This is a genomic window from Flavobacterium sp. 316 (assembly GCF_000967805.1).
GTDB classification, from domain to species: domain Bacteria; phylum Bacteroidota; class Bacteroidia; order Flavobacteriales; family Flavobacteriaceae; genus Flavobacterium; species Flavobacterium sediminilitoris.
Genome location: NZ_JYGZ01000001.1, coordinates 496,393 through 510,255 on the forward strand (window position 1 = coordinate 496,393; position 13,863 = coordinate 510,255).

Below are 13,863 nucleotides of genomic sequence, written 5' to 3' on the forward strand. Positions count from 1 at the left end.
AAATTATTTTAAAGAGTCGGTTATGTTTTGAATATCTATATATGAATATTCACCTAAAATGTATTTGTATTGTCCATTTTTATTAATGATTAAAACACCGTAACAATTTCCTTTTTTGTCAAAGAAGTTTTTTAAGAAATAAAAACCTATATCATCATAATGTGTTTTGTTATCGAGTATTTTTTTCGCGGCTAATTTATCAGCATATACAAAAATGTTTCGATGATTTTCTGGATTTACTTTAGTGTATACTTTATTTGTTAACCAAGTATAACTCTTTTCTAATTCACCATAATTTTCATAAGAACAATAATCTTTAGGAAAACGATAGTTGATAATAATATATTCTTCTTCTGTCCAGTTGTAAGCGTCTTTTATAGCTGTTATTTGGTTTTGTGGAATTGTTTTTTCCTGTGCAAAGGCAAATTGTGCAGTAATAAAAAAGAAAAGGATTAGATTTTTCAGCATTTTAATTAATTTTTTAAGGCTTCTTCAATAGCATTTTCAAAAAGTTGAGCTAATGAAATTCCAGCTTCATTAGCTTGTTGAGGTAAAATACTTTCATTAGTTAGTCCAGGAACAGTATTCATCTCTAGCATGTGAGGTTCATTGTTAACAATAATAAATTCACTACGAGAAAAGCCTTTCATTTTTAGAACTTCATACGCTTTTTTTGCAACAGTTTCTATTTTATGTTTCAATTCGTCAGAAATTCTTGCAGGAGTAATTTCTTGTGATTGCCCTAAATATTTGGCTTCATAATCAAAGAAATCGTTGTCAGATACAATTTCGGTTATAGGTAATACTTTGGTCTCTCCTTTGTACTTGATAACGCCTACAGAAACTTCAGTACCATCTAAAAAGCTTTCTATAATAATTTCATTATCTTCTTTGTAGGCTATTTCAATTGCAGGTAAAAATTCTTCAATTGTTTTTACTTTTGAAATTCCAAAACTTGATCCTGATTTATTTGGTTTAATAAAGCAAGGTAATCCAATGGTTTTTAAAATTTCATCAACATTTATTTCATCACCTAAATTTAAATAATGCGAAGTAGCTGTTTTTATTCCGTATGGTTTTAAAACAGATAATAAATCACGTTTATTAAAGGTTAGAGCTGCTTGATAATAATCGCAAGATGTATGAGGCATTTTTAATAACTCAAAATAGGCTTGCATTAATCCATCTTCGCCTGGTGTACCATGAATCGCATTAAAAACCACATCAAAAAATATTTTTTCACCATTAATTGTAGTAGTAAAGTCGTTTTTATCAATAGGATATTCAATATTTTCTTTTACACAAACCCATTTTTCTTTTAAGATATGTATTGGGAATGCATTATATTTTTCTTTGTTCAAATTATTATATACAACACCACCGCTTGTTAATGAGATTTTATATTCGCTTGAATAGCCACCCATTATAATTGCAACGTTTTTCATTCTTATAATTTTTAATCGTATGACCACAAAATTACATTATTTATTCAAACTAAAAATCTTTTCGATTTCTTATATTTGCTGAAATAACTATAAATTATGAGTGTTATACATTTTTTAAAGAGCAAATCGTTTTTTATACAATTAGCTATAGCTTTTACTATAGTAATTGTATTAGGTTTTTTATTAATACAATTTTTAGATTTTAAAACGAATCATGGTGAAGAGATTACAGTTCCAGATTTGTCTAAGATGCAAATTACAATTGCAGATGAAAAATTAAAAGAATTAGGGCTAGAATTATTGCTTTTAGATACAGTAGATTATAGAAAAGATATGCCTCCTTATTCCGTAGTGGAACAAGATCCTAGAGCAGCAACAACAGTTAAAAATGGAAGAAAAATATATGTTAAAATAAATTCTGGAGGTTTTACAGAAGTTATATTGCCTCCATTTAAAGATAAAACATATCGTCAAATTAGTGCTAATTTGAAGTCATTAGGATTAAAAGAAGGAAGAGTTACGTATCGAAATTATATTGCAAAAGATGTTGTTTTGAGTATTTCTTCTGGAGGAAAAAATCTTAATGCAGGAGATAAGATAAAGAAGAATTCTACGGTTAATTTTGTTTTAGGAGATGGAAAAGATGTTTTTGATGGAACAAATTTAGGAGAAATGCCATCTATAGAAAACGATTCAATATAATAAAAGATTATGAGTGATAAAAATGTAGAGGAAATTGATGACGATTTGCATGAGCATTATCGTTTTGAGGTGTCAAAAGGACAACAAGCTTTGCGTATTGATAAATTTTTAATGAATTTAATTGAAAATTCAACACGAAGTAAAATTCAGAAAGCAGCCGATTCGGGAAATATTTTTGTAAATGATAATGTTGTAAAATCAAATTATAAGGTAAAGCCAGATGATGTAGTAACTGTAATGTTAGAACATCCACCTTATGAACATTTATTAGTAGGTGAAAATATACCTTTAGATATTATTTATGAAGATGACCAACTCATTGTGGTAAATAAACCAGCAGGAATGGTAGTTCATCCAGGTCATGGTAATTATTCTGGAACTTTAGTAAATGCATTAGCTTATCATTTTGATAATTTACCAATGAACAGTTCTGAGCGTCCTGGTTTAGTTCATAGAATTGACAAAGATACTTCAGGGTTGTTAGTAGTTGCTAAAACTGAGCTTGCAATGGATTATTTATCGAAACAGTTTGCTGCTAAAACATCAGAAAGAGAATATGTAGGAATTGTTTGGGGAGATATTAAGGAAGAAGAAGGGACTATAGAAGGAAATATTGATAGACATCCAACAAATAGAATGCAAATGACGGTTTATCCTGATGGAGAACAAGGAAAACCAGCAGTTACGCATTATAAAGTTTTAGAACGTTTAGGGTATGTTACGGTTGTTTCTTGTAAGTTAGAAACAGGTAGAACACATCAAATAAGAGTGCATATGAAATATATTGGTCATACTTTGTTTAATGATGAGCGTTATGGCGGTAATTTAATTTTAAAAGGAACAACTTTTACAAAATATAAGCAGTTTGTGGATAATTGTTTTAAAGTGTTACCTAGGCAGGCATTACATGCTAAGACATTAGGGTTTGAGCATCCTGTAACTAAAGAGTTTATGCGTTTTGATACCGAAGTTCCTACTGATATGCAAGAATGTATAGAAAAATGGAGAGTGTATTCTAAAGCACAAACTTTTACTGAGGAATAATATAAAAGACAAAAAAACATCGATTATAAAACGTTTTATAATCGATGTTTTTTTGTATCACATTTGAAACACAATTATTTTTTGTTTATGATTTTTAATGTTTCCATTATTTCAGGGTCTTCTTCTTTTATAAAATAATTGTATCGCGTTTTTTCAGATAGTGTAACATTAGGAGTGATTTTTTTTTCAGGAACTTTTTTGTAAACTTCGTCTGAAAGCGATAAAACAAGTATAGGAATTGTCATTGTTAAATTTGAAGTAGGTAATTTATATTCAAGAGAGTAACCTGCTGTTATTTCATGATGAGAACCGCCTATTTGTTCTCCAATAATTTCACCTCTTTGATTTAATTTGAATTGAGAAGAAAAGTAAGCTGAAGCAGATATTGTATTTCCACCTATTAACAAATAAACGTTTCCTTTAAAAGCATTTTCTTTAGGGTTTATAGTTTTATTATCAATATACTTTATAATGTATTGATCTCCAATTTTTTCTGCTCCTTGTTTTATATATTCAATAAAGCCAGGTAATGTATTGTTTTCATCTATTACTACTTCACTAGCTGCTATAATATGCTCAGTATGTGGGAAATTAAAATGATTAATTTTACCTATTACGTTATCAATAAATGGAGATTTAGCAATATAAGAATATAATAAAGCAGGTATTTCTATGTTTCCGCCAGAATTGAATCTTAAATCTATAATTAAATTTTCCGTTTTTTTATGTTTTATATCATTAAAGGTTGAATCTAAAAGTTTATTAAATTCAAGATAAGAGTTTTCTGTTTCACTTTCTATCCAGTTAAACGAATTGAATTGTAGATAATATGTATTTGAATCTGTAAAATAATTAGTGTTGATTTGATTTCTTAGTTCTTTTCTATGTAAAGGATAAATTCTCTCATTATTCATAACATTTAAGTAATCTTCAATTTTAATTCCATCAATTGTTGTTTTTAAAATTTGTGAATCATTCAATGATTTTCTATAAGTAATTTTAAATTGATTAGGGTTTCCAATTCGCAATAAATAGACTAAAGAAAATTGGCTTTCAAACATTTTGTAATCGTATGTTTCGTGTTCACCTTCTCTCATTAATCTTTTATATAAATCTGAAATGTTAACATCATTAATGCTTTCTATAATACTACCATATGGTATGCTTGTTTTTTTAGAATTGACAATTAGTTTCTTATTTATTACTTTTATAGGAATAGGAAAAACAGTATTGTTCTTTAAAAATGGCATCATTACATCTTCAGGAATATTGAATGCTGCATGTTCATCAAATTTTGAATTGATTTTAGAATCAAAAATGAAATTAAAAAAATCTATAATGGTTAATGAGTCTTTTTTTAATTCTGATGCTTTAACTTCAAAGAAGTTGTTTAAATTTATTTTATCTTCTTTAGTTAATTTAGTAGATAGTTGTAATGTTATATCTCTAATTATTTCTAAATCTTTTTTTAGATCTTTTGTAGCTTTCTTTTCTTGTGAAAAACTAAAGTTGAAGTAGTTTACTGAAATTAATAGATATAGGATTGTTTTTTTCATGATAAAAAATTTAAGGTTATTCTTTATCAAGAATTAGGCCAATATCGTTTTTTTATGATTTATATTATAGTGAAATAATATTGTTAATCTTGTTCTTTTTTCAACCATTTTTCAAATTTAGATTGAATTTCTTGTTTTTGAACTAAATAACTTTCATTATCAATTTCTTGTTTTTGCTTTGCCATTCTAATTATAGAAAGTTGATTTTGCAAAGGGTAGAATTTCATTAGTGTTACCAATTTGAAATTTTCGGTATAATAATTTGCTATAAAATCTAAACTTCTTTGTAATTTATTCTCTAATAATAGTTTGTTTGCATTAATTATATTATTGTTTTCAATTTTTGATACATGCCAATTTTTGATGTTCTTTAAATAGACATTTAATTCTTTTTGAAAATCTCCATAATTAAATATTCGTTCTTGTAAAAATAGAACTGCTCTTGTATTACTATCTAGATTTTCAATTATAGAATGTTCTTTTATTTGGTTTCTAATATTTTGTCCTTTAGTAAATCCAACTCCATAGCCTACAAGCCATTCTCCTTTTCGTTTAGAATAATCAAGTTTACGAGTATGTTCCCATAACATTAAATCAGTAAGTAGTCCGATTTGGAATCCGTAAATTTCTCCTTGAATTAGTGGTATATAATAGCCTCCCATTATTGTTTTATAATTTGTATTATAGCAAAATTATCAATAGCTTTTTTCCTACTAATTGATTTTCAATCTGATTTGTTTTTAAGTTTAATATATTGTGGTTTTAAATCTTCATTCTAAATAGTCTAACAAAAATCCATATTCTTCTTTTGATAAATTAAAATTATGATTGTATTCATAATCAGAATATTGGGTTAAATATTTTAAATCTGAATTGTTTATTTTGATTAAAGAATCTTCCTTTGTAATAAAATGAAACCAAAATTCTTCGGAACATTTCTCATATTTTAATTGTAAATTTCTAAGTGCAGGTCCAGTCATGTTTCTATCTAAACTGTGACAAGCTGCACAATTGCTGTTAAATAACTCTTTTCCTTTGATTGCATTTTCTGAGTAATTTTGTGACATAGTACCACAAATCATAGTGGATTCTGTATTTCCACAAACAAAATAATGTGAAGTGTTATTTTTATAAATTAGATATGAAATACCAATTGTTATAGCTAGAAAAGAACTAGATAAGAATATAAATTTATTTATGAATTTTGTAATGTTTGCTATTTTCAATATTGTTATGTATTAATAATAGAAAATAATTTTAGACTTCTTTATATTTTAATTTGCAAGTAGGACAAACTAATTCTGAGTTCTCTTCTTGTAATTGCAATCCTGATACGTTTTCTTTAAAAAGGAGTAATCATTTCTAATTACTCCAAATTTACATTTTTTAATTTTATTTTTCAGTATGTTTTTAGATATTCTCTAATTCCATAACAAGCAAGTACATCTTCTTCTGTAGCTGCTACAACTTATGTATTGTCTATTTCAGTAAGCTTCTCAATATAAGTTTTAGATGCGAAAATGGTTTTGTTACGGTTTATAATTTTTACATTTTTGGTAAATCCAGATTAAAACATTCTTTCTTCAAGAATTGAATTGTTTTTATTCTTTTATAATCTTATCTACTTTTGATTCATTTATATCAATTTTTCTAGCTGTTTTTGAGTGAAGGATTATACAATTATTTTTTAGGCTTTATTCTTTAATTTTTTATGATTTTTTCCCCACACTAAAAGTGAAATAGCTAAGAAAGGAATATCTTTTACTAAGAAAAATTCGGTTACAGGAAATCCATCTACCATTTTCCAAATACCAGGAGTAGTAGCTAAAAAGCTTAAAGTAGTTATAAAAATAATAGTAGAAGCTATACCTGCTATCTTACCAATTTTTACATTCCAAAATGAGACAATTAATCCAATGGCAATTATAATTTCTGAAATTCCTATTAAGTTTGATACTCCTTGCACTGATAAAATGGAATATAACCAATTCATTCCAAAATGATTTGCGACTAATGGTTCAATTGCTTTAGCTTCAAAAAGGGTAAATTTAAATAGTCCAATCCATAATAAAGTTATTGCTACACCAATTACACCAATTGTATATCCTAGTTTTTCTATATTTATATTTTTCATAAGTATTTGATTTGTATTTTTTAAATGATTTTTTATAGTTGGACAACAAAGTCGCCCAACTATTAGATTTTCTATTATTTTACTTCTGGAGCTAAAGGGAAGTCAATTGCAAAACCAGTAAGATTGTGAATGTAATTACTAATGATTTTATCTCCTACAATAATCACCACATCAATTAAGTTTGCTTCTGTGTAGCCTGCTTCAAAGAAAGTATTTTTAATTTCATTTGAAACATTTCCTTTGTTCTCAACAACGGCTTTTGTAAAAGTAACTAAGGCATTTAATTTTGAATCAAAAGGAATATTCCCTTGTCTAATTTCAATTATTTGGTCATCAGTAAAACCGTTTAATTTTCCTAAAACAGTGTGAGCTGATTGACAATATCTACATCCATTAATTTGGCTAGTTATTAAATTAATAATTTCTCTTTCTTTTGCTTTTAATGTAGATTTTCTATTTTGAAGAGCAAGATAATCGGCAAGTGCTGTATCATTTTTTGCAAAATAGGCATATAAATTTGGAACAAATCCTAATCCTTTTTCTAAATTATTAAAAATAGCTTGATTGTTTTTTGAAACTTCATTCTTTGTTGGAATCGAAAATTGTAAATCTGTAGTGTTCATATTATTCTTTTTTTATGTTATTAATTATGTACACTGCAAAGATGCGATAGAAAACAAGGCTAGGAGTAGACGTAAAATCCTTAGGTGTTAACAATTTTTCCCATAACGGATTTTTCTCTAAATTCTGAAGGCGAAACACCTTCATTGTTTTTAAAAAAACGACTAAATGTTTGAATGTCTTCAAAACCAATTTCATAAGTAATCTCTTTAATACTTAGATCAGTATATATTAAAGTACGTCTTGCTTCAAGCATAATTCGTTCTTGAATTAATTGATGTGGTGTTTTATCGCTCACTTTTGAGAAATAATTGGAAAGTGTTTTAGAAGATTTATTCATTAATGTAGCATAATCTGCTAACCTGTGATACGATTTAAAATGTTTCTCTACTAAATAATTAAATTCCCTTATCATATCAAGTTGTTTAAAATTGGGGATTTGTTTTTGCTCCTTATATATTCGAGTACACAAAATGAGGAAACGTTTTAACATTACTTCAAGCATTTCTAATTGCAGGTTATCTTTGGAATCGAGTTCCATTTCAAACATTCTCAATAGAATTGTAAATTTTTCGAGTTCTTCAGGTGGAATCATAAATGCAGGAACTTGTGAAGCACCAAAGAATAAAATTCCTTTGCAACCTACTTCACTATCATGATTAGCAATGCAGAAAAAAGCTCTGTTGAATCGAATAAGTTGAACTTCATTAATTTTGTTTATTTCAAGTTTATGAAATTCTGTCAGAAAGATAATAGTGCTTTTATTCGCTTTAAATTCAATATTGTCAATAGTTATACTATTATTATCAGAAGTAAACCACAATATCATTAAAGATTCGGGAATTTGTTCTTTTAGTATAATACAATTATCTTGAACAATGGTTTCAATATGTAGGTATTCATTGTTTTTTCCAGTATAAATCATAAAAAGAGACTATTTATATAAGTTCTGTTTCAATTACTACTGATGAAACTAATGTTTTGTGAACAGGACATCGTGATGCTATTTCTTTTAATTTTAGTCTTTGAGATTCGTCTAAATTTCCTTCAAAAGTTAATTTTTTAGTTATATAATCAATATATTGAGGTTGCTCATTATCCATATCTACTAGGTGTTTTTTAGAATGTGTTAAGTAGACATATACCTCTTTTAAATCCCATTTTTTTCTTTGTGCATATAATTTTAAAGTCATGGCAGTACAAGCTGCTAGACTAGCATTTAAAAATTCATAAGGACTAGGTCCAAAATTATCACCACCAAAACTTTCAGGTTCGTCTGCTACTAAATTATGAGAATTAGTTTGAATTTGTGTAGTAAAATTATATTCATTTAAATTAAGATATCCTACTACTTGTTCTCCTTCTGTAGAAAGCATTATATTTTCTTTTTCGGGAAGATAATGTAATACCCAATTGCTTATTAAATTGCCTGTATAACGACTATCTTTTTCATTTGTAAGTAAATGATCTGCTTTATTTAAGCTTATAAAGCTTTTAGGATGCATGGCATTATGATATATTTCATGAGCATTGTTTATACTCACAATAGTATCAATAGGACTGTGAAGAATTAGAATGGGTTTTCTTAACGAATGAATAACTTCGTTTAACTTAATAGTACTGAATCCTTCGATAAAATCATTATCAATATAAAATGGTCTGCCACCAATGTTAACTTTAACTTTTTCATTTGGTTTTAGATCTTCTATCTGAGTAATAAAATGTTTTTTTGTGTGTTCAATATTTGAAGGTGTTCCAATGGTTGTTACTGCTTTTATATCTGTTAATTTTGAAGCAGCAACAATAGCCGCAGCACCACCTAAGGAATGACCAATAAGTAATGAAGGAGCTTCAAAATGCTCTTTAAAATAGTTGTGAACAGTAATAATATCTTCAATATTAGCAGAAAAATGGCTTTCGGCAAATTCTCCTTCGCTTTTTCCTAAACCTGTAAAATCAAATCGAATTACACCAAAGCCATTTGCCGTTAATGATTTACTAATATTCCGAACTGCATTAAAATTGCTATGACATGTAAAACAGTGTGCGAACAATGCAAAATAATTGGGTTTTTGATTAGCTGGTAAATCTAAAGTGGCTTCTAAAAAAAATCCTTTAGTATTTTGAATTCTAATAATGTTACTTTTCATAATATCCTGTTTGTCATAAAAATACTAAAAATATTCAATAAGTCAATGCATTAGAACTAATGTATGGTTGTCTAAAAAAGAAAATAAATGCATAATATATTTTACTTTTAAATTAAAGTATATTTTATAATTCTATTTTTTTAATTTTTAATATTGTCTTATTAAGACTCAAATGGATGAAAAAATATCATTAAATATAAGTTATATCTAATTTTTTTTAGAAAATAAATTATAAAAAAGCTTTTTTGGTGTTTTATAATCAGGATGAATGAAATTTTTTAATTTATTAATAATGTTTTGTTAATAATTCTATTATAGATTTTAATTTTAAAATTCATAAGTTAGCAGTATATAAACAATTAAATATACAAATAATGAAATTTATTGGAAAAGTATTGATGCTTACTGCATTAAGTCTATTCTTTTCGTGTGAAACAGAAGACAGTGTTCAGGAAATGGCTACAGAAGCTAAAGTAGAAAATCAAAAAGTTGCAAGTAGAGTAGCAAGTTTTGATGTGTACATTAAATTGGTAGATTGGAGAACAGGTCAGGATGTGCCTGCTAGTACATTACCGGGATATGGTGCTACTAATTTAGCTACAGGAGAAACTTTTTTTGATTCTCAATATGAGCCAGGTCTTTTCGAAAGTCTTCCAGCAGGAACGTATAGATTTGATGCTCGTGATGGATATTTTGATGGAGCTTCATCTGCGGTTGTAGAAGTTAGTGCTGCTAACGAAACACCAGAAGGATGGGTTGTAGCAACATTAAGATATTGGTCAGAATAAATTACAATGCTATAATATTAAAAAACCTCATTTTATATAAAATGAGGTTTTTTTATGAATTTCTGTAGTTAATCTTTTTTTAAATTGATGATTATGGAAGTAGTACAGTCTTAGCGTTTGTAGTAGCTACTTGATAATGATCAGTTTATATTCTTCTATTTTTTGCAATAAAGCAGGACAAATAGGCTTATCCATAACCTTTTCTTTGATTCCCATTCTATGTGAAATTAGTATTTCAGCTAAGTCACCTGCAACGTATGAAGCATCACACTTATTTGCCTCTCTTGTTTGTTTTCCTTTAGGATGAACTTGACAAAAAGAATGTACTCTTTCATGAATTAGTGTATTCAATATTGAGTATTCATTTCTATTTAAATTCCATTTATTTAGTTTAGTTTTTTCAATGCATTGAGAAGTAACTGCTGTTGTAGATGATAATGGGTTAAATTTTCGCCATAGAAAAACGGAATCTTTATTAAATCCGCCTTTATTTTTATATTCAGACAAAAGCCAATCAGTATTAGATTTATAACTAGTAAGTTTTTCTCTTATATAATCTGTTCTTCCTTCACTCCAATCAATTTGTCCAGAAGTTTCTAATTCTGTTAATATTTTTTCAAACAATGGATCATTGATAATAGTTTGTTGAAGATTGATTGCTTTGTTTACAGTTTCATTTTGTGTGCCATTTGTTACAGTGCAACCCGTTAAAATTAGATATAAAAATATAATAAGTAAGTGTACTTTCATTTTGTGTTTTTTATTAGGGTTAGTTAGCTTATATTTATGCTAATTATCTCATTTTTAAAGTTGTTTCATACAAATGTAATTTGTTGTTTTTAATTATACAATACGTATAAATACGTGTTTTACGATTCTGTAATTGTAATGTGTGTAATTTATGAAAATGAAGTTTTTAGAAAAAAGTAGATAAACTTCTATAGTTATAATTATTATTTCAAAGTTAATTCCATTTCATATTGTTTAATGTACATTTTCATTCCTATGCTAGTTATAAAATTTAATGTTTCTTTTGATGTACTGTCAATATTTGTAGCAGAAATCTCTTTTCCAAAATGTATTGAGATGTATTCTAAAAGTTTTTTACCAACGCCTATTTTTCTATAATCTTTGTTAACGGAAAGTTGATATATTCTTTTTGTTTTTGGATTAAAAATGGTGTAACCTAATAATTTTTCATTTTCATATATTCCAATAGAAATATTAGATTTTTTTAGCTTTTCAACCGCTGTAACTGAGTTTTGCCATGACGGTTTCAGATCCCAAAAGGAATTAAGTTTTTGCCAATCATATTCTTCTAGTTTACTAATTTCATATTCTGAATTTGTATTGGTTAAATTTAATGAACCTTTGAAACAATTAAATTCTCTGATAATTTTAAATCCGATGTTTTTATATATTTTTATTGCAGTTTCATTTGTTGTAATCACTTCAAGTAATATTTTGTTAATATTGTTTTTGTATAAAATAGGTAAAACATATTCATACAATTTTGAAGTTAATTTATTTCCTCTTTTTGCTGGAATTACACCTGTTCCTGCATTGTAAACAGTCTTTAAGTTGTCAATTATATCATAACCATGAAGTATGAAAGCAATTAATTGGTTGTTTTCGAATGCGCCTACTGAAAATTCTAACTTTATACTATCACTTTGTATTTTGTCTTCTAATTGTTCTTTAGTAAGGTAAGAAGGTATGATATAATCAGAAAATGACGAATTGAAAGTTTCTAATAGCTCTTTAGTTGAAATATTCTCTAGTGTTCGTAGTGTTGTCATAAAATTAATGCTAATGGTCTTTATTATATGGAAAAAGGGTGAATTTTTTACTTAATAATTTTCCAGATTATTACTGACCTTTATTCTATAATTATACTGTAGTATTTAATCTGCTTTTTTTGAAGAAGTTATTTTTTCTTTTTTTAAGCTATGTAGCATCATTCCTATTATTACTAATACAATTCCAATAATCGAATAAATATCAGGTAAATGAATTTTTAAAATTATTATTTCTCCAATTAGAGCAAAAAGAACTTCTGCGGATTGAGTAGCTTCTACAGAAGCTAAAGCTTTTTCATCTTTTTGAACTCTATCGGTTGCCATAAAAAACAAAACAGTAGCAATTACACCTGAGCAAATTGCTACAATTAGTGTTTGATAGACTTGAGGTTCGTTTGGTAGTTCATTTATAGTTATTCCGTAAACCGACAATAATATCCAAAAAGGTAAACTAGCTATTGTCATTCCTAATGTTCTTTGCATAGCATTTAGTTTTCCATTAGTAACTTGCATCATTTTTCGATTGCCAATGGGGTAAGCAAAAGCAGCAATTAAAACAGGGATTATTCCAAGTATAAGTTGGTTAATTGAAATTGATTTGGCTTGACTTATTTGCATAATTAAAATACCTAATAATATTATTAATGAAAAAGCAAGTGCTTGAAAAGATAGCGTTTTCTTAAAACTTGTTTTATTGATAATTGGTGAAATTAGCATACCTGCTATAATAGTAACTTGCCAAGTACTAGCCACCAGCCAAGAAGGACCATAAGTAGCAGAAAAAGTTAATAATGCATAAAAGAAACCAAACCCTATTGTACTCCAAAGTATCCATTGCCAAGGCCTTTTCTTCATTTCTATTACTAATGGTTTTAGGTTTTTTCTAAAAAGAACCAAAATTAAAAGGAAAGGAACCATCCAAAAGAATCGAAGTGAAGCACTCCAAATCCAGTGTCCGCCTTCAACTGACATAAGTCTATTAAATACAAAAGTTACAGCAAAGAATAGGGTAGATAATAGACCCAAACAAATTGCAATTGATTTATCTGATTTCATTAATTATTGATGGTTTTTCAGTTTTTTGGGAATAAGTGTAAATAGAAATTATGATTAGAAATATAATTTTAATGTTACTCACTATATCATTGATTTGTTACAATAAGTAGCTTTTTCAAAATCTCTTATGTTAATAGAAATAATTGGAACTTCAGGAAACATTAATTTTAATTCGGTAATGATTTTTTCTGAAAGATTCTTTTTTTGAGAGATAGTTCGTCCTTCCATTATATTAGCGAAAATGTGGATGAAATCATCTTTAGTGTTTCCAATATTATAATACTCAAAAGGATTAATTCTTACTTTTATATCTCCTTTATCAAAAAGATTAGTTGATTCTGCTGTATCATATACTTTTTGTATAATTTCTTTAGGCGATTTTATTTTTATAATATTTTCTGAACAGTCAATTACAAAATGTGGCATAGGTTATTTTTTTAGTTATTTTTTAGTCCATTTGGACATGAGTTTTTCCTTTATTAAAGTGTGTTTTGTTAATATTGATAATGTTTCTTATTTTTCTTTTATCAATATGAAGATATAATTTAGAAACTTCGGGATTCATAAG

Annotated in this window: 15 protein-coding genes and 1 pseudogene; 3 read left to right on the top strand and 13 right to left on the bottom strand. The window is 27.2% G+C overall.

Translation table 11 applies throughout. From position 1 onward, the window contains the following. Positions 1-3: 3 nt before the first annotated feature. Positions 4-468 carry a hypothetical protein gene (locus SY27_RS02225; protein WP_045966991.1) on the bottom strand — a complete coding sequence of 155 codons (465 nt, stop codon included), beginning with the start codon at positions 466-468 and terminating at the stop codon, positions 4-6. Between the two features lie 5 nt (positions 469-473). Further along, the gene (locus SY27_RS02230) at positions 474-1,445 is read right to left on the bottom strand and encodes a D-alanine--D-alanine ligase (protein ID WP_045966992.1); all 972 of its coding nucleotides are present in this window, start codon (positions 1,443-1,445) and stop codon (positions 474-476) included. 96 nt (positions 1,446-1,541) lie between these two features. Here SY27_RS02230 and SY27_RS02235 point away from each other — a divergent pair, with 96 nt between their 5' ends. After that, on the top strand, positions 1,542-2,147 hold the full coding sequence (locus SY27_RS02235) for a PASTA domain-containing protein (RefSeq protein WP_045966994.1): 606 nt from the start codon (positions 1,542-1,544) through the stop codon (positions 2,145-2,147). A gap of 9 nt (positions 2,148-2,156) precedes the next feature. Continuing rightward, on the top strand, positions 2,157-3,191 hold the full coding sequence (locus tag SY27_RS02240; RefSeq protein ID WP_045966996.1) for an RluA family pseudouridine synthase: 1,035 nt from the start codon (positions 2,157-2,159) through the stop codon (positions 3,189-3,191). A gap of 74 nt (positions 3,192-3,265) precedes the next feature. Here the strand turns inward: SY27_RS02240 and SY27_RS02245 are convergent, their stop codons facing one another. The 7 genes and pseudogenes from SY27_RS02245 to SY27_RS02275 form a co-directional block, all read right to left on the bottom strand. Then, positions 3,266-4,747 (bottom strand): S41 family peptidase, encoded by a 1,482-nt coding sequence (locus SY27_RS02245; protein ID WP_045966997.1) that lies wholly within the window; start codon positions 4,745-4,747, stop codon positions 3,266-3,268. An 83-nt stretch (positions 4,748-4,830) separates the two neighbouring features. Continuing rightward, positions 4,831-5,409 carry a hypothetical protein gene (locus SY27_RS02250; RefSeq protein WP_045966998.1) on the bottom strand — a complete coding sequence of 193 codons (579 nt, stop codon included), beginning with the start codon at positions 5,407-5,409 and terminating at the stop codon, positions 4,831-4,833. A 290-nt stretch (positions 5,410-5,699) separates the two neighbouring features. Continuing rightward, positions 5,700-5,787 (bottom strand): annotated as a pseudogene (locus SY27_RS19250) (cytochrome c family protein); the annotation flags it as partial. A 647-nt stretch (positions 5,788-6,434) separates the two neighbouring features. Next, positions 6,435-6,881, bottom strand: coding sequence for a DUF417 family protein (locus SY27_RS02260; RefSeq protein WP_045967000.1), 447 nt, complete (start codon positions 6,879-6,881; stop codon positions 6,435-6,437). 74 nt (positions 6,882-6,955) lie between these two features. Beyond that, positions 6,956-7,504: a carboxymuconolactone decarboxylase family protein gene (locus SY27_RS02265; RefSeq protein WP_045967001.1), complete on the bottom strand. Its 549-nt coding sequence runs from the start codon at positions 7,502-7,504 to the stop codon at positions 6,956-6,958. A gap of 80 nt (positions 7,505-7,584) precedes the next feature. Continuing rightward, entirely contained in the window at positions 7,585-8,427 is an 843-nt protein-coding gene (locus tag SY27_RS02270; RefSeq protein ID WP_045967002.1) for a helix-turn-helix domain-containing protein, read from the bottom strand. 13 nt (positions 8,428-8,440) lie between these two features. Next, positions 8,441-9,652 carry a bifunctional alpha/beta hydrolase/OsmC family protein gene (locus SY27_RS02275; RefSeq protein ID WP_045967003.1) on the bottom strand — a complete coding sequence of 404 codons (1,212 nt, stop codon included), beginning with the start codon at positions 9,650-9,652 and terminating at the stop codon, positions 8,441-8,443. A gap of 374 nt (positions 9,653-10,026) precedes the next feature. On the opposite strand from SY27_RS02275, the gene SY27_RS02280 reads away from it, so the two are divergent. Then, positions 10,027-10,440 (top strand): hypothetical protein, encoded by a 414-nt coding sequence (locus tag SY27_RS02280; protein ID WP_045967004.1) that lies wholly within the window; start codon positions 10,027-10,029, stop codon positions 10,438-10,440. Between the two features lie 126 nt (positions 10,441-10,566). Here the strand turns inward: SY27_RS02280 and SY27_RS02285 are convergent, their stop codons facing one another. The 4 genes from SY27_RS02285 to SY27_RS02300 all read right to left on the bottom strand — a co-directional run bounded on the left by SY27_RS02285 (position 10,567) and on the right by SY27_RS02300 (position 13,721). Continuing rightward, a complete protein-coding gene (locus tag SY27_RS02285) occupies positions 10,567-11,190 on the bottom strand; it encodes a hypothetical protein (protein ID WP_045967005.1) in 624 nt (207 codons plus the stop codon). Between the two features lie 203 nt (positions 11,191-11,393). After that, a complete protein-coding gene (locus SY27_RS02290; protein ID WP_045967007.1) occupies positions 11,394-12,239 on the bottom strand; it encodes a GNAT family N-acetyltransferase in 846 nt (281 codons plus the stop codon). A 105-nt stretch (positions 12,240-12,344) separates the two neighbouring features. Further along, a complete protein-coding gene (locus SY27_RS02295; RefSeq protein WP_045967008.1) occupies positions 12,345-13,295 on the bottom strand; it encodes a multidrug resistance efflux transporter family protein in 951 nt (316 codons plus the stop codon). An 81-nt stretch (positions 13,296-13,376) separates the two neighbouring features. Next, positions 13,377-13,721, bottom strand: a complete 345-nt coding sequence (locus tag SY27_RS02300; RefSeq protein ID WP_045967010.1) for a 5-carboxymethyl-2-hydroxymuconate Delta-isomerase — start codon at positions 13,719-13,721, stop codon at positions 13,377-13,379. Positions 13,722-13,863: the final 142 nt, after the last annotated feature.